Below are 23,065 nucleotides of genomic sequence, written 5' to 3'. Positions count from 1 at the left end.
CCTATCGAGCCGGCAGCAACACGATCTCGTCGTCGGTCCACCGGATCGCTCCGGCATCGGCGAAGGCACGCAGCCAGCCGTCCATCGGCCAGACACCCCACCGCGAATGGAACAGGCGAGCGTTCCGCACGATGTCGCCAAGGTGCTGCCAGGGTGGGTCGGTGACGGGATGGTGCTGGTGGTAGGCGTCCGCGCCCCCCAGCCACAGCATCGGGACGCCGGCGGCTCGCGCACGGACCCCGAAGTCGGTGCCCTCGCCGCCGTACCCTCGGTAGTCCTCGCAGAACCCGCCGATCTGCCGCCACCGGCCAGGGCTGGGCGCGAACGCCAGCGCCCAGACCAGCCGGTACTCGTCGTCGCTGGCGTAGGCCTGTGCTTCGCCGGCCATCGCGGGCCGTGCCGGATGCGGGTCCGCCGTCAGCGCATCGAGCCGATAGCCGCCGGGTGGCGCGGGCGGCAGATAGGTCACCATCCCGCAGGTCAGGGCGTCGTGCCGCACGACGGCGTCGGCATAACGCCCGACCATGTCGGAGCCGGGGATGCAGTCCACATCGAGGAAGACCAGGACGTCGGCGCCGCGCTCGATCGCCTCCGCTGCGCCGCGATTGCGCGCGAGCGCCAACGGCAGCCGGCCGCTCTCGGACACCCGGACCACCCACGGGTGATCGATGTCGGCATCATCCATCACCACGAGGAGATGCCGGGCGTGCGGAGCCCACCGCTGCAGCGCCTCGCGCTGCCGCGCCAGATGAGCCAGCCGCTCCCGCGTCGTGAGCGTCACGACCGCGATCACCGCACGACCTCGCGAATAGCGGCAGCGGCGCGTTCCGCGGCCCCGTCCGTCCGCCATTGATCCCACCGGCTGCTGTCGGCGCTCGCCTGCCGGATCGCCGCCTCGAGGAGCCCAGGCCACTGCTCCGGAGCCGGCCACTGGCGCAGCACGGTGGCCAGCCCGCCCCGCTCCAGCGCCGCCCCGGTCGCCAGCTGCTCGTCGTAAGGCCGCCGTTCGCACAGCACTACGGTGGGGCGGCGTACGACGGCGAGGTCTGCCACCGAGCTCTGGCCGGCGGCTGCGACGACGACGTCCGCCGCGCACAGCGTGGCGAACGGATCGGTGACCCACGGTGCGCCCGCGACACCCAGCGCAGTCCACTCCCACCCGGGGGTGCCGGCGGCCGCGCGCTCCACGGCCGCCCGCGTGATGCTGGTGCCGCCCTGGCCGCCCAGCACCACCACCCGCTTCGGGTCGCCGGCTTCCAGCGGCAACGCTGGCCGACCGGCGAACCGGGATATGCCGCCGACGTAGGCGGTGCGTCCGGCGTGCTCGCGCAACCAGTCCGGCTCGTAGAGCTCACGCGGCCACGCGGCGACGATGCGGTCGGCCGCGCGGTAGGCCATCTGGTGTGGCCCGTCCGATCGATCGCCCGGCATCGCGACGACCACCGTGGGGACGCCGCACAGCCGGGCCAGGAGGGCGACCTCGACCGATACGTCGACGACGAACGCCGCCGGCCTGGCGTGCTCGATCCAGGTGACGATCCGGGCCATCCGTGCCCGCAGTCCGCTGCTGCCCAGCGGCGCCCAGTGCAGCGCGCCGCCGGCATCAGGCCGGTCCTCTGGTGCCCCCTCGTCGAGCGGGAGCGGGACGTAACTGGCCGGGCCGTCGTACTCGGCAGAGCTGAGGACGGTCACGTCGGCATCGAGCCGGGCGATGATCGCCTCGGCGCGGGACAGGTGGCCACGCCCCTGGTGGTGGGCGTAGTAGCCGACCACTGTGCGAGCGCTCATGCGCTGCTGGGCTCGCGGGCCGAGACCAGGCCGTCGTACAGCGCCAGATACCGCTCGGTCATCGTCGCGATCCCGAATCTTCCACGTACTGCTCGATTCGCTCGTCCGCGGTCGAGCCGCCCCACCGGGCCGACGGCCGCCGCCATCGCGGTGATGTCCCCGGCCGGCACGACCGTCCCGGTGATGCCCTCGATCACGACTTCGCCGAGCGCGCCGACGTCGAAGGCAATGACCGGTGTCCCGCACGCCGCTGATTCCGCCGCGATCAGCCCGAAGGGCTCCGGCAGCGTCGGGGTTACCAGCGTGGCCCGGCAACGGCCGACCATCCGAGCGAGCTCTGCGTGCCGCAGCGGACCGAGGTAGGTAGCGTGCCGGCCGAGCCGAGGCGCCACCTCGGTGGCGAAGTAGTCGGCATCGCCGATCCGCCCGGCCATCAACAGATGCCGTCCAGCGAGCCGGGCCGCCTCCAACGCAAGGTGGGGCGCCTTCTCGGGGATTATCCGACCGAACCAGGCGAGATCATCGCCCCCGCTACCCAACGTCCATCGAGCGACATCGATACCGTTGTGAATGACCGCCGGCCGTGGCCGAAGCGTCGACCATGCGTCTCTCACATAGCCGCTCACCGCGACGAATGCTCCCGCCTCTGCCCCGAGGACGTCGGTGAGCTCGCGGATGGGCCGGGTATGCAGCGTCGTCACTACCGGCATGGGCAGGTCCGCTGCGCGCTCGAGCGGCTGGGGGTACAGGCAGTGATTGTGCACCAGGTCGTAGCCGCGCTCGTTGACCGCGAGCTGGTCGAGCAGCTCCGTCATGAGCCGGTCGTGGGCGCGGACGGTGGACGGCGGCAGGGTGGCGTCGGTGGGCGGTAAGGGCGACGAAGTCCAGTCGGGCAACGGGAAGCTCAGGTCGGGGGCCGCGAAGTCCGACCCTGACGCGCCGTACAGGTCGACGTGTACCCCTCTTGCCCGAAGGGCGCGGCAGCTGTTCCAGACCTGGGCTTCCAGGCCACCACCGAAGGGCTCCCGGATCGGGAATCGCGGCGGCGCGATCACTGCCACCCTCATGCCGCGACCGCCAGAGCGGAGCGGTAGACCGCGGCGTACTCGCTGCTGAGCCGCTGCCGCTGGGCACGCCGGAAGTCCCGCCAACCGGCGCATTCGGGCTCCGCGTCGATGAGCGACCGGACGGCGGCCGTCAGCGAGCCCGGGCTGCCGAGCTCGTAACTGGCGACCGACGGGTGGTCCGGGTGCTGCTGGGCCAGGTAGCCGATCCGCGGGACGGCGACCGCGACCCCGAGATCCAGGCACATCTCCAGCCACCCGGAGTGAGTGCCGCGGCAGTAGGGCAGCACCTGGACCCGGGTGCGCCGTACGGCGTCGTACAGCTCGTCGTCCGGCAGCCGTTCATGGACCAGTAGCTGATCGGCACCGATGGACTCGATGTTGTTGCGGGTAGCCGCATCGGCCGACTCCCACGCGTCGGTCTGCACGTCGACGGTGACCGGGGCGAACGAGCCGATGGACCGCAGCTCGGTGCTGACCGGTTCGATCGCTACCCGCGGCCGCAGGTCGCCGAGGTGGACACCGACCCGATCTCCGGCGGGAGGCTTGGTGGGGAGGTCCTCGAGCGGGACGATGTGGGGGTGGGCCAGGACCCGAGCAGCGCGGCCCCAGCGGTCGGCGATCTCGCGGGCCGCCCCGGCGGTCAGCGTCGTCACCTCCGCCGCGGCGCGCACGAGTGCGCCGACCTGCTCGAGGTGGTCGGCGTCGTCCGGAAGATGCGGGTTCTGCAGGTCGTGCACCGTCACCACCAGCGGCCGCCCGATCTCGGCAAGCGCGCGGACGGCGCTGCGCACGACGTCAACCGACAGCGATTCGTAGCCGAAATGGGCGTGCAGCACGTCGAAGGAGCCCGCATTCTCGCGCAGCCAGCGCGGGTCCAGGCGGCGCGGCGGCCACCAGCGACCGGGCTCGTGGAAGATCTCAGGCAGCGTCAGAAAGCCCGCGCTCCCCGGGGGCTGGATGTGTCTCACGAACGGGTGTGCTGCCGGGACCGATGCGACTCGGATCAACTGACGCTCCTCCATTCAGGCCGCAGCGAGTCAGGTCGCCGCGGCGACCTGACTGTTCCTGCACGAAGGTTCACCAAAACCCTGCCGGGGTATTACCCCCCTGCCGGGTTTTCCAATCGAGGGGGTCAGGATGAGCGCAGCAGGTGACGCCGATGCCGGCCGTCGAGCGCACTACGGGGAGCTGTACGGGGTCGCCGGGCCCGAGGACGAGCGGCCGCCGCTGGTGGTTCTCGGCAACTGTCAGGCCGAGGCATTGCGAATCCTGCTCGACGCGGACGATGCCCCCTACCGGGGCGTCCGGCTGCCGGCCGTGCACGAGCTCGAAGCCGATGACCTGCCCTTCCTGCGCGATCTGCTGGGTCGTTCGGCGTATGCGGTGATGCAGCCGGTCGCCAAGGACTACCGTGGCCTACCGATCGGCACCGAGCAGCTGCAGGCACTGCTACCCGCGCACGCGCGGGTCGTCCGGATACCCGTACTGTTCTACAGCGGCACCCTGCCGTGGCAGGCTCTGGTCCGTGACCCGCGGGACGGCGCCAACGATCCACCGGTCGTCCCGTACCACGATCTGCGCACCCTCGCACAAGCCGCCACCGGAGGGACCAGACGTGAGATCGCAGGCATCGCCGAGCATGCGCAGACGAGCGCTGCTGAGCTTCGCGCGCGCGAAGAGGCGCACCGGACAGTGCGCGCCTCGGACCTGCTCGATCCGCCGTCCACCGGCATCTTCCATACGATCAACCATCCCGGAAACGGGATGCTGACGGCGTTGGCGAACCGGATCCGGACCGAGCTGGGGCTGGACGGCGACATCGCCGCACCGGACGACATCCTGCTGTCGTCGATCATCAGCCCGGTCGAACCGTCCGTGGCCGAGGCACTGGGGATCGAGCCGCGCGGACCGCACTGGGTGGTCAATGGCAGACAGGTGGCCGCGCAGGAGGTCGTCGAGGCCCAGCTAGCCTGGTATGGCGACAACCACCCGGTTGTCGAGGCCGGAATCGCCCGGCATGGGGACCGGATGCGACGGATGGGCCTGGTGTGAGCGAGCTGCCCATCCACGTCGTCCCTGGCACCGAACGGCACGGCGTCAACGAGCAGGCGCTCTCGATCGCCCACGCCACCGGGGCCGAGGTGGTGCGCACCGGTGACGCCGTCAGCGCCGAGCACGCACTGCACCGCATGCCGGGGCGCCCCGCGCACCTGCACGTGACCGATCACCTGTGGGGCAGGGACCCCGCAGCCGCGGCTCAGCGGCTCGTCGCGCTCGCGGCCGGGCGCCGCCTCACGCTCACCCTGCACGATCTGCCGCAGGCCTCGGACGGCGAGCATCGTCAGGCGCGCGCGGCGGCCTACGTGGCGATCAGCGACGCGGCGGCCGGCGTCGTGGTCTGCAGCCGCCACGAGCAACGGCTGCTCGCCGCCACGGGCAGTCTCGCCGAGCCGGTCGTCATTCCGCTGGCGATCGACCCGTCGCCTCGCGACCGGCGTCCCGACGGGGACCGGCAGGTGACGATTAGCGGGTTCGTCTATCCGGGCAAGGGGCACGCCGAGGCGATCGACGCGCTCGTGGGGCTCCCGCCCGATGTCGGCCTGGTCGCGTTGGGACAACCCTCCGCCGGATGCGAGCAGCTGGTGGACGCCCTCCGCGTGACGGCCGCGGCGATGGGCAGGTCCTTCATCCTGACCGGTTATATCGAACCCAATCAATGGATTCCGAGGCTGAGATCTGCGGGTGTGCCGCTTGCGGCACACACCCACATCTCTGCCTCCGCATCGATCGGCTCCTGGATCGCCGCCGGACGCCGTCCGCTGGTCGCGTCGTCGCCCTACGCGCACGAGATCGCCGAGCAGGCGCCGTCCACCGTCCGCATCTATGAGCCCAGCCGGCTCAGCGAGGCATTGCTGAGCGCGTTGCAGGACCCGGCCTCCACCTGGCACGACGGCACGCACGGGCTGCCGACCACGGCCGATGCGGCCGCCCGCTATGTCGAGTGGTGGGCCAGCTCGTGACCCTCGTGTCAGTCGTCGTGCCCTACTACGAGCAACCGGAGCAGCTCGCGTTGCTGGTTGCTGCGCTGGAGCGGCAGAGCTGGCCGCACGAGCAGCTTGAGCTCGTGATCGCGGACGACGGGTCCGCGCAGCCGCCTGTGGTCCGGACGCGGCTGCGGCACCACGTCGTTCGTCAGGACGATCTCGGCTTCCGGGCCGCCGCGGCACGCAACCTCGGTGTGCGGTCCGCCGCGGGTGAGGTGATCTGCTTCCTCGACAGCGACACGATCCCCGAGCCCGAGTACGTCGCGCGGGCCGCCGGTCCGGTGCTCGACGACCCGACGACCCTGGTGGTCGGACGCCGCCTGCACCGCCACCTGACCGGGCCGCGCACCGGCGAGAGCCTCCCGGAACCCGGCTGGCTGCGGGAGGGTTATGCGCGCACCCGCAATCTGAGCGACACGGACGACACCGCCTACCGATACGTGATCTCCTCCGTGCTCACGGTCGGCCGCCGGCTGCTGACGCTGACCGGCGGGTTCGACGAGAGCTTCACGTCGTACGGCGGGGAGGACTGGGAGCTGGCCTGGCGCGCATGGAACGCCGGGGCGCGGTTCGTGCACGTGCCGGACGCGGTCGCCGTTCACGACGGGCCCGACTGGGCCGGGCGCGTCGCGCTGATGGAGACCAAGAACGCCGAGAGCCAGCGCCTCGCCCGGCTGATCGCCCACCCCCAGGCCCGGCCTGCCGGCGTGCGCTACGCGCGCACCGAGGTCGTCGCCGACCTACGTGGCTTGGGCAACGGGCCGGACGTCGTCGTGGCGACCGGGGAGCTGCTCGCGTACGGGGACATCACCGTGCTGCTCGACGGCGTGCCGGAGGCGCTGGCCGAGGACCCGCGGGTCGTCACCGAGCTGGCGGACGGCGTCGCGGGCAGCGCCCGGATCTGGGTCACGTTGATTGAAGCGGTGCGGTTGCCGCCTGCCCAGCTGACCGGCCTGGCCGACCGGGCGATGTCCGGCGCCGTGATCGAGGCCGTGTGGACGAGCGGTGGGCAGTGCTCGGGCAGCGGGCCGGCGGGGCATCCGCGGGTGGTCGCGCGGCTGCAGACGATGCGCTCGATGGCACTGGAGCGCAACTGGGGAGCCACACCGCGCGTCGAGCAGGCGGCCGCAGAGCTGCCGGCCGTCGAGCCGCAGGTGCGGCTGGAGGCACTATGGGGCGGGTGGGGCTAGCCGGGCGTCAGTCCGACGCCGACGAGATCCTGGCGGCAGACCGCGCCTGGCGCCACTACTGCCAAGGATCCTCGGGCTCGTCGCCGAAGGTGAAGACTCGCCCGGAGACCTTGGTCGGGGTCAGCTTGACGATCACGTTCTTGCGGGTGGGCACCCACGCCTGCAGCGAGACGCCGTCCGCCTCACGCTTCTCCTCCTCGTGGTCGAGCATGCGCGCCGTGCACTTGGCGATCACGCTCCAGCCCTGCACGTCGTCCCAGTCATCGATCTCCATCGCGACCGGCCGGCCGATCGCGATGCCGAACAGCTTGGTGCCTTCGGCGGTACGTAGGAAGATCGCGTCCTCCTTGACCTCGTAGTTGACCGGGAAGACCTCCACCTCGTTGCCGATGGACATCGCCACCCGGCCGATCGGAGTGCTTCGCAGTCGTTCCCAGCACTCCTCCTCGGACATGATTCCCACTGGTGCATTTGGCTCGCTCATGATTCCTCTCTACGCTGCGCCCGCCGGTCGGTCAATCCCGCTGGCGACCAGCTCACTAGAGGAACGGGACCTTCGTCCTACCGCCGACGCCTGAGCGAGCAGAGCATCACCGGTCCGGGCCCCAGGCGTGGATCCGGCGCATCAGGGCGCGCTTCTTGGTGTGGTGCTCGGCCATTCGCGTCAGGATCCCGGTCAGCAGGGTGACGGCGTTGCCGACGTACGGCCCCTTGTTGAGCATCACGCACTCGGCCCGGCCGGACATCGCTGCATCGGTCACCTCGGCGCGCGACGGACGGCCGGTCTTGGCGAGGTTGTCCAGCACCTGCGTGGCCCAGATGACCGGCACGTGCGCGGCCTCGCACAGCCACATGATCTCCTCCTGGACCTCGGCGAGCTGCTCGTAGCCGGCCTCGACGGCCAGGTCGCCGCGGGCGATCATGACGCCGATCGAGCGCCACTTCATCGCCTCGAACAGGATCTCGGGGAGGTTCTCGAAGCCGCTGACTGTCTCGATCTTCAGGATGATGCCGAGCGCGTCGCCGCCGAGCTCACGCAGCCGCTGGTGCAGCAGCGCCACGTCGTCCGCCGCGCGCACGAATGACAGGCTGACCACGTCGGCGTGCTGGACGACGAAGGGCAGGTTCTCGACGTCCTCCTCGGTGAGCGCCGGCAGGTGGAGGGAGGTGTCGGGTAGGTTGATGCCCTTGGCGGCGCCGAGCTTGGCTCCGGTCGGGGAGATCTCGGTGACCTCGATCCGGACGGTGTCCGTGGAGGTCTCGACGACCTTGCCGCCGATCTTGCCGTCGTCGAAGAACACGCGGTCGCCGGTCGCGACGTCGGTGAAGACCTCCGGCAGCGTGCAGCCGATCCGCAGGTCGCCGCCGGACGGATCGACCGGGGTGAGGTCCCGGGTCAGGGTGATGACGTCGCCCGAGTACACCTTGAGCTTCTGCTCACCGGACGGGAGCGAGCCGACGCGGGCCACGTCGTCGTCCTCCCCGTGCAGCTCGAGGCCAGGGACGAAGTAGCAGGTCTTCTCGAGCTCACACAGCACGCCACCGGGGACGACGTCGCGAACGCTCAGTACCCGGCTCGATCCGCGGGAGTCCGTGCAGCGGATCTCCTCGTCGATGTCGCGCGCAGCCAGCCAGTCCGCGTCGTCGACCGGGATGCCGACGGCGTCCGCATCGTCGAGCTCGACGCCCTCGGCCGACAGCCACACGCGCGCCGGCTCGGTGACCCTGCCGAGGGGATCGCGGGTCGGCTTGACCTTCTGCACCGGAGGGGCCGCCTCGATCGGTCCGGTGCGTAGCTTCGGCCCGGCGAGGTCCATGATGACCTTCACGTCGGCCTGCTGCTCGCGCTCGGCGGCCCGCACGTTGTCGATCATCGCCTTCCACTCCGCGGGGCCGTCGTGGGCACAGTTGATCCGGATCGCCTCGATGCCCGAACGGACGATGCGGCTGACTAGCCGCGCGTCGTGGGCGGCCTCGCTGGGCATAGTCACGAGGATCCGCGTACGCCGTCCGTCACGGGGGCGGCCGAGCAACTGGTCGGCGTTGTGGCCGAGATCCAGCTCGGCGGCGTCCTGGTCGAGCGCCGTGGCACTGGTGCTCGCGTCGGGTCCGGCGAGCTGGCGGCGTACCGCGCGGTCGACCGCGGCGACGGTCGCTTCGACCTGGGACTCCAGGCGCCCGAGAGAGGACAGCCCGAGATCCGCGAGGGAGATCTGCAGCTCGCGGACGTCGTGCTGCCGCAGCTTGAGGTACTGGGTGAGGTTCTTGGCGCTCTGCCGGTGCTGCGGGTGGACGTCGTCCCACGGGCCGGCGCCTTCGACGGCGTGCTCGAGGTCGGCGCGCAGCTGGCTGAGGGTTCGGGCCACCTTCGTCAGCCGGGCGACATCGCTGGTCGCGGAGACGGGCACGTCGATCGCGGAATCGGTCATGTCGCCAAGTTAGGCCTTTCAGGTGGCCACGCGGTGAACGGCGTACGACGCCGCCCCCGCCGCAACCGACGCCGGGAGAGGCCCGCGACCGGGTCGAACCCCAGGGCGTCCTGGACGACCGTGCGGGACCCTACGGCCGTCATCGGCGAGCGTGCGGGAGGCGATCAGCGGCGTACGGCGGTCTGATCCGAGGACGCAGCCCCATCCTTTTGGACGATTCGCCACCCCGGGTTGCGGCCTAGCCTGAGAGATCGAGCGACACCGAGGAGAGTCATGCAGAGAAAGCTCGCGTACGCCGCCGCCGTCTACACTGCGCTGGGGCTGATCGCTGGGTTGCTGTATCGCGAGTTGACCCGTGGCGAGGAACCGGTCGCCACCCAGCTCAGCGTCACGCACACCCACTTCCTCGCACTGGGAACTCTCGTCTTCCTCGCAGCGCTGGCGATGGAGCGTCTCTACCGGCTCTCGCAGCGCAGGGAGATGACCTACTTCTGGTGGCTCTACAACGCCGGGCTGGTCGTCACTACCGCGATGATGACGATCAAGGGAATCCTCCAGCTCGACGGCGGCGGGGACTCTCCCGCCATTGCGGGGATGTCGGGCATGGGGCACATCCTGCTCACGGCGGGATTCCTGTTCTTCTTCATCGCGCTGATCAAGCGCGTCAACGCGGTGACCGCAACTCCGGACGCCGAGGACGCAGAGCCGGCGCCTGCCGGGCCTCGGTAGCCAAGGCGCGCGCCACGGCCGCGTTCGACGGCGCGGCCCTCCGCGGGCCCCGGGCCCGAACGCCGTTCCCGACCCCATATGTTGGGGTCATGTCTAAGTGCCCCGCGCCGGTCAAGCCAGAGAAGATCCTCGACTACATCGAGCCCCGCACCGACCTGATCGTCCCGATCGCCAACGGCGAGCCCCGGACCCTCATCGACGTGATCGAGGAGGCCGCCGACACCCTCGACGGTGTCCGTATCCACCAGATGCACTGCCTGCACGACCGCCCGTATATCAACGGAGCGTTCGGCAACAACCTCCGGCACGTCAGCTACTTCCTCTCGCACATCACGCGCCCGGCGTACGCCGCCGGCCATGTCGACTACGCACCCGCGAACTTCAGCGAGGTGCCGCACATCATGAACGACATGACCAAGGAGCCGATCGTGATCGCGGCGGCCTCGCTGCCCGATCAGCACGGCTACTTCAGCCTCGGCACCTCCGCCGACTACGTGGCGTCGATGATCGGACGCCGCCGGTTCTTCCTCGAAGCGACGCCGCACATGCCCCGCACGCACGGCGCCAACGTCATCCACCATTCGCAGATCCTCGGCTGGTGCCAGACCGAGCGCGAGCTGGTCGCCGTCCCGCGCGTGGAGCCCAAACCGGTCGAGAAGACGATCGCCGCGTTGGTGGCCGAGCAGATCCCCGACCGCGCCACGCTGCAGGTCGGGATCGGCGGCATCGCCAACGCGATCCTCGCCGGGTTGCACAGCCACAAGGACCTGGGGCTGCACACCGAGCTGCTGCACGACGGGGTGATGGACCTGGTCGAGGCCGGCGTCATCACGGGGGTGGCGAAGGAGCACCGCCGCAACCGGTCGGTGACCACGTTCGCGCTCGGCACCAAGGAGCTCTACTCCTGGCTGGACGACAACGCGGCGGTTGAGATGCTGCGGGTGGACTACGTAAACAACCCCCGCGAGATCGCCAGACTGAGCAACTTCGTGTCGGTCAACGCCACGCTGGAGGTCGACCTGCTGGGCCAGTGCGCCTCGGAGACGATCGGGACGAAGTACTTCTCCGGCTCGGGTGGGCAGGCCGACTTCGCTCGCGGCGCAATGTACTCCCCGGGCGGCAAGGCGTTCATCGTGCTGCCGTCGACGACGCGTGACGGGCGCTCGCGGATCGTGTCGACCCTCGCGCCGGGGGCGGTGGTCACCACCCTGAAGAACACCGTCGACCACGTCGTCACCGAGCACGGCATCGCGCGGCTGCGCGGGAAGACCCTCGCCCAGCGGGCCAAGGCCCTGATCGGCATCGCAGCACCTGAGCACCGCGACGAGCTGGCTCGCTCAGCACACGAGCGCGGTCTGCTGCTCGACTGAGCGCGGCGGCCGGTAACCAACAGGCGGCCGTCCCGACGCTGGTGGTGCAGGCCACGTCGTCGTACGGCGTAGCCTCCAATGGTTGCCATATCTCGCCCGGAGGACGACGTGACCACTGGCCAGAACGCCAGCAAGCCCAAAGTGCTGCTCCTGGAGAACATCCACCCGCGCGCGGTCGAGCACTTCGAGTCGCTCGGGTACGACGTCTCTACGCATCCCGCCGCGATGACCGAGGACGAGCTCGTCGCGGCGCTGCCCGGGGTCAACCTGCTCGGCATCCGCTCGAACACGCACTTGTCCCGCGCCGTCTTCGCCAACGCTCCGGACCTCATGGGCGTGGGCGCCTTCTGCATCGGCACGAACCAGATCGATCTGGCGGCCGCCGCCGAGCGTGGCATCCCGGTCTTCAACGCGCCGTACTCGAACACCCGCTCGGTGGTCGAACTGGTCATCGGCGAGATCATCGCCCTCGCCCGCCGGATTCCCGAGAAGAACCAGAACATGCACAACGGGATCTGGGACAAGTCCGCGCGAGGCTCGCACGAGGTGCGGGGGCGGGTCCTCGGCATCGTCGGCTACGGGAACATCGGTGCGCAGCTGTCGGTGCTGGCCGAGTCGCTGGGCTTCTCGGTGATCTTCTACGACATTGCCGACAAGCTCGCGTTGGGCAACGCGCGGCGGGTCGGTACCCTCGACGAGCTGCTCGCCCAAGCCGACACCGTCTCGCTGCACGTGGACGGGCGTCCGGGCAACGCCGGTATCTTCGGGGCCGAGCAGTTCGCCAAGATGAAGCCACGCGCGATGTTCATCAACGCCTCACGCGGGATGGTCGTAGACCACCTGGCGCTGCGCGACGCCGTCCTGTCGGGCCACATCTCGGGCGCCGCGGTCGATGTCTTCCCGGTCGAGCCGAAGAAGCCGGGGGAGGAGTTCATCTCCGAGCTGCGCGGCCTGCCCAACGTGATCCTCACCCCGCACGTCGGCGGCTCCACCCAGGAGGCGCAGGAGGACATCGGCCGGTTCGTCTCCGGCAAGCTCTCCGCGTATGTCGAGGACGGCGCCACCTCGCTGTCGGTGAACCTCCCGACCATCGAGGTCTCGCCGCGGGAGGACGTCCACCGGTTGATCCACGTGCATCAGAACGTCCCGGGAGTCATCGCCGAGATCAACCGGATCCTCGCCGACCACGGCCAGAACGTCGAGTCGCAGTCACTGACCACCCGCGGGGACCTCGGCTACGTCGTCACCGACGTGAACGGTGCGATCTCGCCGCAGGCGGTCGGCGAGCTCGAGGCGATGCCGCACACGATCCGGCTGCGGGTGCTGTCCTAGAAGACCGACTCCGGGGTGAACTGTCGTGTCTCCACGTGCCGCTGGACGTCGCCCAGAATCGGTCATGGGCTGGACGCCGGGGTGGCTGGTTCAGCAGGGCGTGGCCGCTCCGAGGTGGTCACGCATGAGTGTCGCGGCATCGGTGTAGAAGGCGTCGCGATGCGCGGTGGGGATGTGGGCGGCGATGAGCTGGATGAGCTCGTCGATGTCGTCCGCCGGGTCGATGAGATCGATTAGTGCCCCCGCCTCCCCGGGCGGCCCGAATGGGTCGGCCGGGTGGCCGGGCGGGCCCCCGCCGCCGCGGTCCCGTTCTCGGTCGGCGCGGGCTCGCTGTTCGCGGTGGGCCTGTTGCACGAGGCCAGCGAGGTGCTGGATCTCGTCCTGGCCGGGGGTCGCGATGCGGGCGTTGACCTGGGGTCGCCGTTGGGGGTCGAGCCAGGCGGGTGGGGTCCAGACCGGTATCCCGTTCACGATGTCGACGGCCCAGCCGCGTTTGTCGAATTCGCGGTGGTGGTAGCCGCACACGAGGGTGAGGTTGTCGAGGTCGGTCTGTCCGCCGGCCCACCACGGCACCACGTGGTGCCGTTGGCACCAGTCCGGCGGCACCTCGCACCCGGGGAAGCTGCAGCCCTGATCTCGCGCGATCAGGGCGTGGGTCTGGGACGGGGATGCGGTGCGCCGCTCGCGGCCATAGGCCACGATCCCGTTGGTCTTGCTGATCCATACCGGGATCAAGGTGGCGTCGCGCGCCAGCCGCATGACCTCGGTGATCGTCAACTGGTCGCCACCGGCAATCTGCCCGGCGGCCCGCTGCGCGGACCACCCAGCGTGGTCGTCCCGCAGCCGGGCGAGGGCTTCCACGAGGCGGTCGAGGTCGATGGTGATGTGCACGGTGGCGGCGGTGCCGCCCGAGGCGGGGACGCCGGCGAGGTCGAGCAGGCGCTGGCAGGCGTCGTGGAGTGCGTCGTGGGTGCGTTGCGCCGCGGTGCGGTCATCCGCCCCGGCCTGGTCGTCGGCGGGTTGGGGTGCGGCGAGGGGTCCGATGGCGGCGTCGAATAGGGCTTTCAGCTCCCGCGTGAGGAATCCGGTGAGCTTGTGGGTGCCGTCCCGCCCGAGTGGTCCGATGGTGACGCCGCGGCGCGCCTGCGCGACATGCTCACTCGGCACCGCGCCGTCCGGATTCACTGCCTGCTCGACCGCCGCCGCAGTGGTCTGCAGCTCGGCGTGCGTCAGACCGGCCGCGTGCCGCACCAGTAGCTGTTCAGCGAGCTCGCGCTTCTCGTTGCCGAGGTCGCCGTTGTCGTGGACGCGTTTCATCGCTTTGCTGATCACATCGACCTGGTCGGTCGAGACACCCTGCCCATCGCGGACCGCGTCCGCGAGCAGCGAGAGGCGCGGCGGGGTGATGCCGCTGCTGAACCCGTTCTGCGGCAACAACTGCTCGGCCCGCTTCACGCGCGCGTTCGCCTCGCCCTTGCTGATGTGCAGCACCTGAGCGAGGGCGAGGGGGATCGTCCTCGTGCAGACGTGGTCGTTCAGGCGGTCTTCGGTCGCGGCCTCCACGACATATGAGTCGACCATGATCAGGCGGGTGCGGTGCGCTTCCAGGCGCCGCGCCATCGCGATCAACCGATCCGGACCCAGCGCCCCCAGCTCACCGGCTTCACCGATCGTCAGGAGTCGCTCATAACCCTGCTGCAGCAGGGCGAACGCCTCGTCGAGATCATGATCGAGCTCCTGCGCGGAATCACTGGCCAGCCACAACCGCTCCGCATCACCCGGCGACCCAGCCGCCGCCACAGCCCAGTCGGACTCGTCAGCCACCGCGGTCACAGCGTCGCGATCAGCAACGGCGTCCGTGGGTGGAGCGGGGTCGGTCGTCGCGGTCGCCGTGTCGGGGTCGACCACGAAGGTGGACACAGGTTGATCGGGATGCTGCTGGTTCTCCATCGCGGCCTCCTCTCCGATATCTACATCGTACACGTGTACGAGTAGGTGCGCAATAGGTCAAGCAATCTTTCTCGAGACGCCGCGACGGCTGCGGTGAGACCTGGGTTACGCTCACGGCTCGTGACCCACACGATCGACGTCCCGACCGACGCCGGGCCCGGACGGCTGGTCATCGACGCCCCGCGTACGCCGGACGCCGTCCTGCTGCTCGGCCACGGCGCCGGCGGCGGCATCGACCAGTTCAACCTGCGGGCACTCGCCGAACGGCTTCCCGAGCGCGGCATCGCCGTCGTCCGCTTCGAGCAGCCGTGGCTGGTGGCGGGACGCAAGGTCGCCGGGGCACCGAGGACCCTCGATGCCGGATGGCGTGCCGCCCTGGACGCCACGGCTCGGAGGTGGCGTGGACTCCCGCTGGTGGTCGGTGGTCGATCGGCCGGGGCGCGGGTCGCGTGCCGGTGCGCTGCCGAGCCCGCGGCCGGAGTGATCGCGCTGGCCTTTCCGCTGCACCCGCCCGGGAAGCCGGAGAAGTCGCGTCGTGACGAGCTGGCCGGCGTCGAGCTGCCGGCGCTGGTGATCCAGGGCGAGAAGGACCCGTTCGGCACGGCCCGCGAGCTGAGTGAGACGGTGCAGGACAACGCCGGCACACGAACCCTGGTCGAGATTCCTGCGGCGGGTCACTCACTGCAGCCGGGACGACGGAGTGACCCCACCGGCGCCGCCAGGACGATCGTCGACGCGGCGGCCGGATTCGTCGCGAGCCTGCACAGGTGACTCGTGAGCTGCGCCCATGACTCTCCGTGACGAGCTAGCGCGCCGTACGACCGGGTGTGGCGCTGTGCGTAGTCCGGACCATCGCGGCGTGGCCCACGTAAACTGACCGGCATGCCACCTACTACTCCACAAGTGACCCCTGCCGTTCGCAATCTCCGCACCGCGGCCATGATCGTGGCGGTGTTCGCGTTGGCCCAGGCCGCTCTCGGTGGCACCGTGCTCGGCGGCAGCGAAGGAATCCAGACGATCCACGGCTACATCGGGTACGCCACGTTCGTCGTCTCGCTCATCGTCGTGTTCTTCGCGTGGAAGGCCAGCAAGGAGACCGGCCGCACCGGGACGCTCTACCACGCGATCTCGCTGCCGGTCATGGCGCTGCTGCAGATCGGACTGGCCGAGATGGGCCAGAAGTGGGTGCACGTAGTCGTCGGGTTCCTGTTCCTGATCGCCGCGTTCGGGCTCTACGCGATGGCCGACCGTCCAGCCGAGCAGGCAACGGCGCAGCGCGCCGACCGCGCCTAGGTTCTGCCACGAACGCGGCCCGGAGCGCCGGTCGGTTCACTTGCTCGTCGATGAGCGCCGCAGGCGTACTGGACCGATAGGGCTTCGGTCGCCTCAGGAGCGGCCGAAGCCCTCTGGTAGTACGGCGTCGTAGTCGAAGCTCTCCCGCTCGTCGATGTTGCCGTCGGGCCCGATCAGCGTCACGGCGTCGGCCGATCCGCGCACCGAGCCGCCGCGCACCTCGGCGTCATGGCCGACGATGCAGTTGACCAGCTGGACGCCGGAGCCGATGCGGGCGCCGTCCAGCACGACCGAGTCCGTGACGGTCGCACCTGCCTCGATGACGACGCGCGGGCCGATGACCGAGTGCTGCACGGTGCCCTCGACGCAGGCGCCCGCGCTGATCATCGAGTCGGCGACCTTCGAGCCCGCCACGATCCGGGCCGGGGACAGCTGCGGCATCGCCGAGTAGATCGGCCAGTCGGGGTCGTCCAGGGTGGCGCCGTCCCCGTCGAGCAGCTGCAGGTTGGCAGTCCAGTACGACTGGAGGGTGCCGAGGTCGAGCCAGTATCCGTGATGCCGGTGCTCCATGACGGTGTGATGCTCGACGAAGTACGGGACGAGGTCGTTGCCGTAGTCCTCGAGCTGCCCCTGGGCAGCGATGAGCGTATCGAGAGTCTCGAGCAGCACCTCGGTCGTATAGAGGAACACCTCGGTCGCTACCAGCGAGCCGTTGGGCTGATCCGGTTTGTAGTCGAACGACGAGACCCGGCCCGAGTTATCGACCCCGACAACGCCGTAGCGGGTCGCGGACTCGTTGATCTCCGTGGTGACGATCGTCAGGTCGGCCTGGGTGCGCTGGTGGGTGTTGATGACGTCGAGGTAGTTCACTGTGTACAGGTGATCGGCGCTGAGCACCAGCACATAGTCCGAGGGGTGCGCTGCGATGTAGTCGCGCTGACGGTAGATCGAGTCGGTGTTGCCCTGCGCGAATCCCTCGCCGTCCCCGCCCGTGAACGGAGGAAGGATCTTCAACCCCCCGTGGCTGCGATCGAGGTCCCATGGCCGGCCGTTCGCCAGGTAGTCGTTCAGGCTGTGCGGGAGGTACTGCTCGATCACGCCGACGTCCGAGATGTGGCTGTGCGCCAGGTTCGACAGCGAGACGTCGATCAGCCGGTAGGTACCGCCGACGGGCAGCACCGGCTTCACCCGTTCGTCAGTGAGCGAGCTGAGCCGGGAGCCCTTGCCGCCGGCGAGGATGAGGGCGAGTGTGCGAGGGATGCGCATCGAAGCTCCATTCAGCAGAGCGATCAGCCCCAGGTCCCTGGCGACAGCACCTCGCTCGACCGATCTGGCCAGGCATCCCTGTGGGCTGCCGTCCAACGCCGTCTAGCGTAATGAGGATCCCAGCACTAGTGACACCCGCCTGCGGTACGTTTTACCTCGCTATAGCGAGGCGTAACCCACCGCAGGTCAGGTGAGGGTGACGTCGGGGAAGTGCTGGAGCCACTCGTCGACGATCCGTACGGCGCGGGGAAAGGACCCGGTCAGCGGATGAGTTGCGATCGCGGCGTGCAGGGCGTCGCGGGATCCGGTGAGCGCGGCCTCGATGGTCCACCGTTCCACGGCCTTGATCTGGCGCATGAGCCCGGCCTCGTGGTCGGAGAGCGGCGCGACCGGCAGCGGAGTCAATCCGCCGGCTCGCACCGTGCAGGGCATCTCGATAACGGCGTCATCGTCCAGATCGGGCAGCGTGCCCGCGTTCGGCACGTCGAGGATGAGACGTTCACCGGCGTCCACCGCGATCGACCGCATGACCGCGAGCGCGATGCGCTCGTACCCGCCGCCCTCGACGTCCGCCTCGTCGCGCTCACCGGCGCCAGCAGCATCGCGGGACACCGCCATGTAGGTGCGGTTGCGCTCGGCGACCACTCGCTCCCAGAGGTCGCGCGGGCTGGCGGCGGCGATGGCCTCGCGGTAGAAGCGCGACTGCTGCTCACGCAAGAAGGAGGCGCGGGATGTGCTACTCCGCAAGGAATCCAGCACGTCATCCGCGAAATAGAAATAGTGTAGGTATTCGTTGGGGAGCGTGCCGAGCGCGCGCAGCAGATCACCGCCGAACAGCTCGCCCTCCTCGAAGGCCGCCAGCAGCGCGTCGTCCGCCAACAGCTCCGGGAGCCGGTCGGCGCCATCGACACGAAGCGACCGTAGCCAGCCGAGGTGGTTCAGGCCGACGTAGTCGTAGTCGGCGTCCCGTTCGTCCACCGCCAGTGCCCGGCAGGCTCTTCGCACCAGCGCGGCGGGCGAGTCGCAGATGCCGACGACCCGCCCGGGCAGCACCGACTGCAGCAGCTCGGTCACCATCCCTGCGGGGTTGGTGAAGTTGATCAGCCAGGCGGACGGCGCAACCTGGGCGACGGCCGCGCCGATCTCCCGCATGGCCGGCAACGAACGCAGCCCGTAGAGGATTCCTCCGATGCCGACCGTCTCCTGGCCGAGGACCCCGTGCGCCAGCGGGATGTTCTCATCGTGTACGCGGCCCTCCAACCCGCCGGGGCGGACGGCGGTGAACACGAAGTCCGCGCCGCGCAGCCCCGCCCGTAGATCGTCGGCGAGGACCACCCGGGGAGCCCACGAGGCGTTGGCGGCCTGTCCCTGGAGCACTGCCGCGATGACCTCCAGGCGATCCGGTGAGGTGTCGACGAGGACGACGCGGTCGATCAGCCGCCGCGGGTCGGCGATGAGCTCCTGGTAGACCAGCGGCGTCCGGAACCCGCCGCCTCCGACGATGGTGAGCTGCACTTCCTAGCCCCGGTCCCGCTGGTCGGCCGGGTGCGTGCCCGGCGGTTCCGGCCCGAAGCTGTCGATCTCGGGCTGGGTCGGGTCGCTGGACGGCTCGGTCGGGTCGGCGAGATCGGCGAGCCCATCGGACTCGGCGCCATCGGACCGGCCGCCCGCCTCCATCGGGTCCGAGGCGGTCGGGTCGCGCAGGGTCGGATCGTCGAGCTCCTCCTCCACGTCCGGACCGAGCTCGGACGGCTCCGGGCTCTCGGGCAGACCGCGGCTCGCTCGGAACAGATCGATGATCGCGGTGTTGATGACCGCGGCGAGTGGGACGGCGATCAGCGCGCCGAAGATGCCGCCGACGACTGCCCCGAGGACGACGAGGATCAGCGAGGCCAGCGGATGCACCTTCAGCTGACGGTTCATCAGCACCGGGTAGATGAAGTTGCCCTGGACGGTCTGGATCACGATCATCACGATCGCCATCACGATCGCGGTCGTCAGGTTGGTGGAGATGAGGGTCAGCGCGATCACCACCAGGGAGGAGATCAGGCCACCCAGTGTCGGGATGAAAGCGAACAGGAACGCGATCAGCCCCGCCGACAGCGCGAGGGGGACGCCGGCGATCAGGCAGGCGGCCCAGGTCGCGACGCCGACGATCAGCGCGACGATCAGCGTCACGTTCATGTAGGTGACCAGCACCTCCCACGACCGGCGTCCGGCGCGATTGACCTTCCAGCGCGCCGTGCGGGGGAACAGCCGGCACAGCCAGGTCCAGATCGCGTGCCCGTCGCTGAGGAAGAAGAAGATGATGAACATCGACAGCAGGACCGAGGCGACGATGCTGCCGGTCGTCGAGATGACGGTCAGCGACGTGGTGAGGATGTCGGAGGGGTCACGCTGCATCTTCTGCAGCGTCTCGTCGATGGTCTGCTGCAGCTGTGCCTGGTCGATCTTCAACGGGCCCTTCGCGAGCCACTCCGCACCCTGCACCAGGCCGGTCCGCACCGTGTCGTAGATCGTGTCGTAGTTGACGATGAACTCGCGGACGATCAGCGCGATCAGCCCGAAGGTGAACACGATGCCCGTGATGAACGAGACGATCGTGGCGAGGGGGGCCGGCGCTCCGATGCTGCGCAGCCATCGCGACATCGGGGTGAGTAGCGCGGCGACCAGGAGCGAGACGACGATGGGGACGACGACGATCGCCAGAGCGTTCAGCAGCCAGAGCAGCAGCAGGATGCCGCCGACCACCACGATGAACCGGGCGGACCAGCCGGCAGCAAGCCGAACCGTGCGGGGAATCGGCTCGCCGTGCACGGAGGCGTCGAAGTGATCGTCGATCTCGGCGTGCGCGTCGGCGCGTAGCTCGCTGATCCGCTGGCGCAGCCGGTCGGCGACCTCCAGCGGCCGCCGTCCGCGGGGATGCTCACGGCTCATGCCTGCTCCTCGTTCAGCGCCGTACGGCGAGCGGGTGGCGCGCCCGGACCGCGGCGACGATCGTCCACGCCCTGGCTCGGCGTTCCACGCCGCTGACCTTATCGCGCGGTGCCCGTTTGGTCGGTGGGGCCGGGATGAACTCCCGGGACCGGGAACTTCCCACCGGGTGGTGGGGACTACCCCTGTGTCCCGTCACGAACACCGAAAGGCACCTGCGTTGATGACCCTCCGCTTCCGCCGGAGCGCCGCCGCGCTCGCCACCCTCGCCCTGCTCGCCGTCGGCGGATGCTCGAGCGGCGACTCCAACAGCGAATCGAACAGCCAGTCGGACGCCGCCCCGACCGAGGCCGTTGAGGCCTCCGACGCGTGGGTGAAGGCTGCGACCGCTGCCGATCAGATGACGGCGGTGTTCGTGACCTTGCAGAACCTCACCGCGGAGGACGTCCAGATCACCTCCGCCACCACGGACATGTCCGATGAGACCGAGCTACACGAGATGATCGAGCAGGACGGCGAGATGATCATGCAGGAGACCCAGGACGGTCTGAGCATCTCTCCGAACGGCACCCTCCAACTCGAGCCAGGCGGCTACCACATCATGGTGATGAACCTCCAGGAGGACGTCGTTGCCGGCGAGAAGCACCAGATCACCCTGACCCTCGACAACGGCGACGTGATCGAGTTCGAAGCGGTCGCCAAGGACTTTGCCGGCGCGAACGAGAGCTACCACGGTGAGCCCTCGGCCGGCGCGGGGAACGGCGACCACGACACCCACGCCCCGGACATGAGCTCCCCCGCGCACGAGGGCGACATGAGCAGCCCTGCGGGCGAGGACGCCGCCGAGCCCACGTCGAGCGCCCATGGCGGCTGACACCCCGCTCGCACGACGCGGCTTCCTCGGCGCGGTGCTCGGGGGCACCGCGCTGGCCGCGGGCGGCGCCGGCCTCGGGGCCGGTCTGGCGGTGGCAGAGCCCCTGGCCGAGCCGTCGCGTCGCGCGAGTGATCCGGCAGCCGAGCGGCCGGGGATGGTTACCTTTCACGGTGCGCACCAGGCCGGTATCGAGACCGCGCCGCAGTCGCAGTGCGTGGCCGCGTCGTACGACGTACGCCCGGAGATCGACCAGCAGCGGTTCGTCGCGGCGCTGGGGTTGATCACCGACGATCTCGAGCGCATCACCCAGGGGCATCCGGCGCTGGGTGACACGGCGCCGATGCTCGCCGAGAACCCCGCGCGGCTCACGGTCACGGTGGGCGTCGGCCCTGCTCTGCTGCAGCGGTACGGCATCGCGGGACCGCCCGGCTTCGCCGATCTGCCTGCGTTTCCGAGCATCGACCAGCTCGACCCGGCGTACTGCGGCGGAGACCTGATGCTGCTGATCGCTGGGGACGACTCGCTGCGGGTGGCGCACGCCCTACGGATGCTCAGCAAGGATCTGCGGAGCTTCGCGACGGTTCGCTGGACCCAGCGCGGCTTCCTGGAGCGCGACCCCGGGGAGCACACGCCGCGCAACCTGTTCGGGCAGGTCGACGGCACGGTGAACCCGAAGGGCGGCAGCGAGGAGTTCGACTCCTCCGTCTGGATCGACGGTGGATCCTGGGCGGGCGGCACCACGCTCGTCGTACGCCGGATCCGGATGGAGATGGACAGCTGGGATGAGCTGGACCCGGCCGCCATGGAGGCGGTGATCGGCCGCCGGCTCCACGACGGTTCTCCACTGACCGGCAGCAAGGAGTCCGACGTCCCGGACCTGGACGCGATCGACAAGACCGGACTGCCGGTGATCCGTTCTGGCGCGCACGTCCGGCTTGCAAAGGCGGACTCACCCGGTGCCCAGATGTTGCGGCGTCCGTTCAGCTATGACGATTCGGGCGCCGGCGGCACCGACATGGGGTTGATCTTCCTCGCCTACCAGGCCAGCATCGCCGAGCAGTACGTGCCGGTGCAGCAGCGGCTGGCCGACGCCGACCTGCTGAACGAGTGGACGACGCCCGTCGGCTCGGCGGTGTTCGCTATCCTGCCCGGATGCCACCAGGGTCAAGTGCTCGGCGAGGGGATCTTCACGTGACGCGCAGGCTCATAGGACTCATGATCGTGGCGCTGGCGGCGCTGCTGATGGCCGCCGGTCCGACGTCTGCGCACTCGGAGCTCGAGTCGAGCAACCCCGAGAGCGGTGCTCAGCTCGACGCCCCGCCCGAGTCCATCACCCTGACCTTCAACGAGCCGCTGCAGGGCCAGACCGCCACGGTGGGGGTACTGGTCGGTGACAACGACCCAGTGCAGGTCGAGGGCGTCGTAGACGGCCCGACGGTCGTGATCGACGGCGCGAGCGGTCCGCTGGCCGAGGTCGTCGACGGCGGGGCGGAGGGCAAGTGGGCGATCGGCTATCAGGTCGTGTCCGCCGACGGGCACCCGATCGACGGCACGCTGACCTTCACCGTCGGCGATGCGGGCGGCGAGGGCGATGCCGGTTCGGCGTCGAGCGGCGGATCAGGCGAGTCGACCACGGCGAGCGCCGAGGGTGAGGACGGCGTCACGTGGTGGCAGCTGCTGCTGATCCTCGCCGGCTCGGCCCTGGTCGTGTTCCTCGTGGTCGAGACCGATCGGGTGATGCGCAAGAAGCGCAACCCACCTGCGGGACGTTCTGACTCGCTATAGCGAGGCGTAGCCCA

Annotated in this window: 21 protein-coding genes; 11 read left to right on the top strand and 10 right to left on the bottom strand. The window is 69.8% G+C overall.

Annotation, left to right across the window (positions count from 1 at the left end):
* Nucleotide 1 precedes the first annotated feature (1 nt).
* Genes DAA40_RS07835 through DAA40_RS07820 form a run of 4 tightly spaced genes read right to left on the bottom strand, consistent with a single transcriptional unit; the run spans nucleotide 2 to nucleotide 3,862 of the window.
* Entirely contained in the window at nucleotides 2–793 is a 792-nt protein-coding gene (locus DAA40_RS07835; protein ID WP_106849047.1) for a glycosyltransferase family 2 protein, read from the bottom strand.
* Nucleotides 790–1,788, bottom strand: a complete 999-nt coding sequence (locus DAA40_RS07830) for a hypothetical protein (protein WP_199849576.1) — start codon at nucleotides 1,786–1,788, stop codon at nucleotides 790–792. Before DAA40_RS07830 ends, DAA40_RS07835 begins: the two co-directional genes overlap by 4 nt.
* On the bottom strand, nucleotides 1,785–2,855 hold the full coding sequence (locus DAA40_RS07825) for a glycosyltransferase family 4 protein (RefSeq protein ID WP_158716311.1): 1,071 nt from the start codon (nucleotides 2,853–2,855) through the stop codon (nucleotides 1,785–1,787). Before DAA40_RS07825 ends, DAA40_RS07830 begins: the two co-directional genes overlap by 4 nt.
* Complete coding sequence (locus tag DAA40_RS07820) at nucleotides 2,852–3,862, bottom strand: hypothetical protein (RefSeq protein ID WP_106849044.1); 1,011 nt, start codon at nucleotides 3,860–3,862, stop codon at nucleotides 2,852–2,854. Before DAA40_RS07820 ends, DAA40_RS07825 begins: the two co-directional genes overlap by 4 nt.
* 130 nt (nucleotides 3,863–3,992) lie before the next feature.
* Here DAA40_RS07820 and DAA40_RS07815 point away from each other — a divergent pair, with 130 nt between their 5' ends.
* Genes DAA40_RS07815 through DAA40_RS07805 form a run of 3 tightly spaced genes read left to right on the top strand, consistent with a single transcriptional unit; the run spans nucleotide 3,993 to nucleotide 7,089 of the window.
* Nucleotides 3,993–4,907: a WcbI family polysaccharide biosynthesis putative acetyltransferase gene (locus DAA40_RS07815; RefSeq protein WP_106849043.1), complete on the top strand. Its 915-nt coding sequence runs from the start codon at nucleotides 3,993–3,995 to the stop codon at nucleotides 4,905–4,907.
* Entirely contained in the window at nucleotides 4,904–5,875 is a 972-nt protein-coding gene (locus DAA40_RS07810) for a glycosyltransferase (RefSeq protein ID WP_106849042.1), read from the top strand. The genes DAA40_RS07815 and DAA40_RS07810 overlap by 4 nt, the downstream gene beginning before the upstream one ends.
* Nucleotides 5,872–7,089 (top strand): glycosyltransferase family 2 protein, encoded by a 1,218-nt coding sequence (locus DAA40_RS07805; RefSeq protein ID WP_158716310.1) that lies wholly within the window; start codon nucleotides 5,872–5,874, stop codon nucleotides 7,087–7,089. Before DAA40_RS07810 ends, DAA40_RS07805 begins: the two co-directional genes overlap by 4 nt.
* 55 nt (nucleotides 7,090–7,144) lie before the next feature.
* Here the strand turns inward: DAA40_RS07805 and DAA40_RS07800 are convergent, their stop codons facing one another.
* Nucleotides 7,145–7,573 carry a pyridoxamine 5'-phosphate oxidase family protein gene (locus DAA40_RS07800; RefSeq protein WP_106849040.1) on the bottom strand — a complete coding sequence of 143 codons (429 nt, stop codon included), beginning with the start codon at nucleotides 7,571–7,573 and terminating at the stop codon, nucleotides 7,145–7,147.
* A gap of 106 nt (nucleotides 7,574–7,679) precedes the next feature.
* On the bottom strand, nucleotides 7,680–9,518 hold the full coding sequence (locus DAA40_RS07795) for a pyruvate kinase (RefSeq protein WP_106849039.1): 1,839 nt from the start codon (nucleotides 9,516–9,518) through the stop codon (nucleotides 7,680–7,682).
* Nucleotides 9,519–9,791: 273 nt separating this feature from the next.
* Here DAA40_RS07795 and DAA40_RS07790 point away from each other — a divergent pair, with 273 nt between their 5' ends.
* The 3 genes from DAA40_RS07790 to serA all read left to right on the top strand — a co-directional run bounded on the left by DAA40_RS07790 (nucleotide 9,792) and on the right by serA (nucleotide 12,949).
* On the top strand, nucleotides 9,792–10,247 hold the full coding sequence (locus DAA40_RS07790; RefSeq protein WP_106849038.1) for a DUF2871 domain-containing protein: 456 nt from the start codon (nucleotides 9,792–9,794) through the stop codon (nucleotides 10,245–10,247).
* 89 nt (nucleotides 10,248–10,336) lie between these two features.
* Nucleotides 10,337–11,617: an acetyl-CoA hydrolase/transferase family protein gene (locus tag DAA40_RS07785; protein ID WP_106849037.1), complete on the top strand. Its 1,281-nt coding sequence runs from the start codon at nucleotides 10,337–10,339 to the stop codon at nucleotides 11,615–11,617.
* 108 nt (nucleotides 11,618–11,725) lie between these two features.
* A complete protein-coding gene (gene serA, locus DAA40_RS07780; RefSeq protein WP_234356273.1) occupies nucleotides 11,726–12,949 on the top strand; it encodes a phosphoglycerate dehydrogenase in 1,224 nt (407 codons plus the stop codon).
* A 90-nt stretch (nucleotides 12,950–13,039) separates the two neighbouring features.
* On the opposite strand, the gene DAA40_RS07775 is transcribed toward serA, so the two are convergent.
* Nucleotides 13,040–14,899 (bottom strand): HNH endonuclease signature motif containing protein, encoded by a 1,860-nt coding sequence (locus DAA40_RS07775; protein ID WP_106849035.1) that lies wholly within the window; start codon nucleotides 14,897–14,899, stop codon nucleotides 13,040–13,042.
* A gap of 120 nt (nucleotides 14,900–15,019) precedes the next feature.
* Here DAA40_RS07775 and DAA40_RS07770 point away from each other — a divergent pair, with 120 nt between their 5' ends.
* Nucleotides 15,020–15,670 (top strand): alpha/beta family hydrolase, encoded by a 651-nt coding sequence (locus DAA40_RS07770; protein ID WP_106849034.1) that lies wholly within the window; start codon nucleotides 15,020–15,022, stop codon nucleotides 15,668–15,670.
* A gap of 132 nt (nucleotides 15,671–15,802) precedes the next feature.
* A complete protein-coding gene (locus DAA40_RS07765; RefSeq protein ID WP_158716309.1) occupies nucleotides 15,803–16,192 on the top strand; it encodes a hypothetical protein in 390 nt (129 codons plus the stop codon).
* Between the two features lie 93 nt (nucleotides 16,193–16,285).
* Here DAA40_RS07765 and DAA40_RS07760 read toward each other — a convergent pair whose 3' ends face one another.
* From DAA40_RS07760 to DAA40_RS07750, 3 genes are all read right to left on the bottom strand, one after another.
* Nucleotides 16,286–17,458 (bottom strand): glucose-1-phosphate adenylyltransferase family protein, encoded by a 1,173-nt coding sequence (locus DAA40_RS07760; RefSeq protein ID WP_106849032.1) that lies wholly within the window; start codon nucleotides 17,456–17,458, stop codon nucleotides 16,286–16,288.
* A gap of 186 nt (nucleotides 17,459–17,644) precedes the next feature.
* Nucleotides 17,645–18,973: a 6-phospho-beta-glucosidase gene (locus DAA40_RS07755; RefSeq protein WP_106849031.1), complete on the bottom strand. Its 1,329-nt coding sequence runs from the start codon at nucleotides 18,971–18,973 to the stop codon at nucleotides 17,645–17,647.
* A gap of 3 nt (nucleotides 18,974–18,976) precedes the next feature.
* Nucleotides 18,977–20,395 (bottom strand): AI-2E family transporter, encoded by a 1,419-nt coding sequence (locus tag DAA40_RS07750; RefSeq protein WP_106849030.1) that lies wholly within the window; start codon nucleotides 20,393–20,395, stop codon nucleotides 18,977–18,979.
* 220 nt (nucleotides 20,396–20,615) lie between these two features.
* Here DAA40_RS07750 and DAA40_RS07745 point away from each other — a divergent pair, with 220 nt between their 5' ends.
* Genes DAA40_RS07745 through DAA40_RS07735 form a run of 3 tightly spaced genes read left to right on the top strand, consistent with a single transcriptional unit; the run spans nucleotide 20,616 to nucleotide 23,051 of the window.
* Nucleotides 20,616–21,266 carry a copper chaperone PCu(A)C gene (locus tag DAA40_RS07745; protein WP_106849029.1) on the top strand — a complete coding sequence of 217 codons (651 nt, stop codon included), beginning with the start codon at nucleotides 20,616–20,618 and terminating at the stop codon, nucleotides 21,264–21,266.
* Nucleotides 21,256–22,461, top strand: a complete 1,206-nt coding sequence (locus tag DAA40_RS07740; protein WP_106849028.1) for a Dyp-type peroxidase — start codon at nucleotides 21,256–21,258, stop codon at nucleotides 22,459–22,461. Before DAA40_RS07745 ends, DAA40_RS07740 begins: the two co-directional genes overlap by 11 nt.
* On the top strand, nucleotides 22,458–23,051 hold the full coding sequence (locus DAA40_RS07735) for a copper resistance CopC family protein (protein WP_158716308.1): 594 nt from the start codon (nucleotides 22,458–22,460) through the stop codon (nucleotides 23,049–23,051). Before DAA40_RS07740 ends, DAA40_RS07735 begins: the two co-directional genes overlap by 4 nt.
* The last annotated feature ends 14 nt before the right edge of the window (nucleotides 23,052–23,065 follow it).

This window comes from Blastococcus sp. Marseille-P5729, from assembly GCF_900292035.1.
GTDB lineage: Bacteria > Actinomycetota > Actinomycetes > Mycobacteriales > Antricoccaceae > Cumulibacter.
Note: the sequence above shows the minus strand (reverse complement) of the source record. Positions and strands in the feature narration are given on the sequence as shown.

Coding starts and splice junctions, on each gene's coding strand:
- DAA40_RS07830 (WP_199849576.1), bottom strand. CDS start 1,788: ATGAGCGCTCGCACAGTGGTCGGCTACTACGCCCACCACCAGGGGCGT.
- DAA40_RS07825 (WP_158716311.1), bottom strand. CDS start 2,855: ATGAGGGTGGCAGTGATCGCGCCGCCGCGATTCCCGATCCGGGAGCCC.
- DAA40_RS07815 (WP_106849043.1), top strand. CDS start 3,993: ATGAGCGCAGCAGGTGACGCCGATGCCGGCCGTCGAGCGCACTACGGG.
- DAA40_RS07800 (WP_106849040.1), bottom strand. CDS start 7,573: ATGAGCGAGCCAAATGCACCAGTGGGAATCATGTCCGAGGAGGAGTGC.
- DAA40_RS07795 (WP_106849039.1), bottom strand. CDS start 9,518: ATGACCGATTCCGCGATCGACGTGCCCGTCTCCGCGACCAGCGATGTC.
- DAA40_RS07790 (WP_106849038.1), top strand. CDS start 9,792: ATGCAGAGAAAGCTCGCGTACGCCGCCGCCGTCTACACTGCGCTGGGG.
- DAA40_RS07785 (WP_106849037.1), top strand. CDS start 10,337: ATGTCTAAGTGCCCCGCGCCGGTCAAGCCAGAGAAGATCCTCGACTAC.
- DAA40_RS07775 (WP_106849035.1), bottom strand. CDS start 14,899: ATGGAGAACCAGCAGCATCCCGATCAACCTGTGTCCACCTTCGTGGTC.
- DAA40_RS07760 (WP_106849032.1), bottom strand. CDS start 17,458: ATGCGCATCCCTCGCACACTCGCCCTCATCCTCGCCGGCGGCAAGGGC.
- DAA40_RS07750 (WP_106849030.1), bottom strand. CDS start 20,395: ATGAGCCGTGAGCATCCCCGCGGACGGCGGCCGCTGGAGGTCGCCGAC.
- DAA40_RS07745 (WP_106849029.1), top strand. CDS start 20,616: ATGACCCTCCGCTTCCGCCGGAGCGCCGCCGCGCTCGCCACCCTCGCC.
- DAA40_RS07740 (WP_106849028.1), top strand. CDS start 21,256: ATGGCGGCTGACACCCCGCTCGCACGACGCGGCTTCCTCGGCGCGGTG.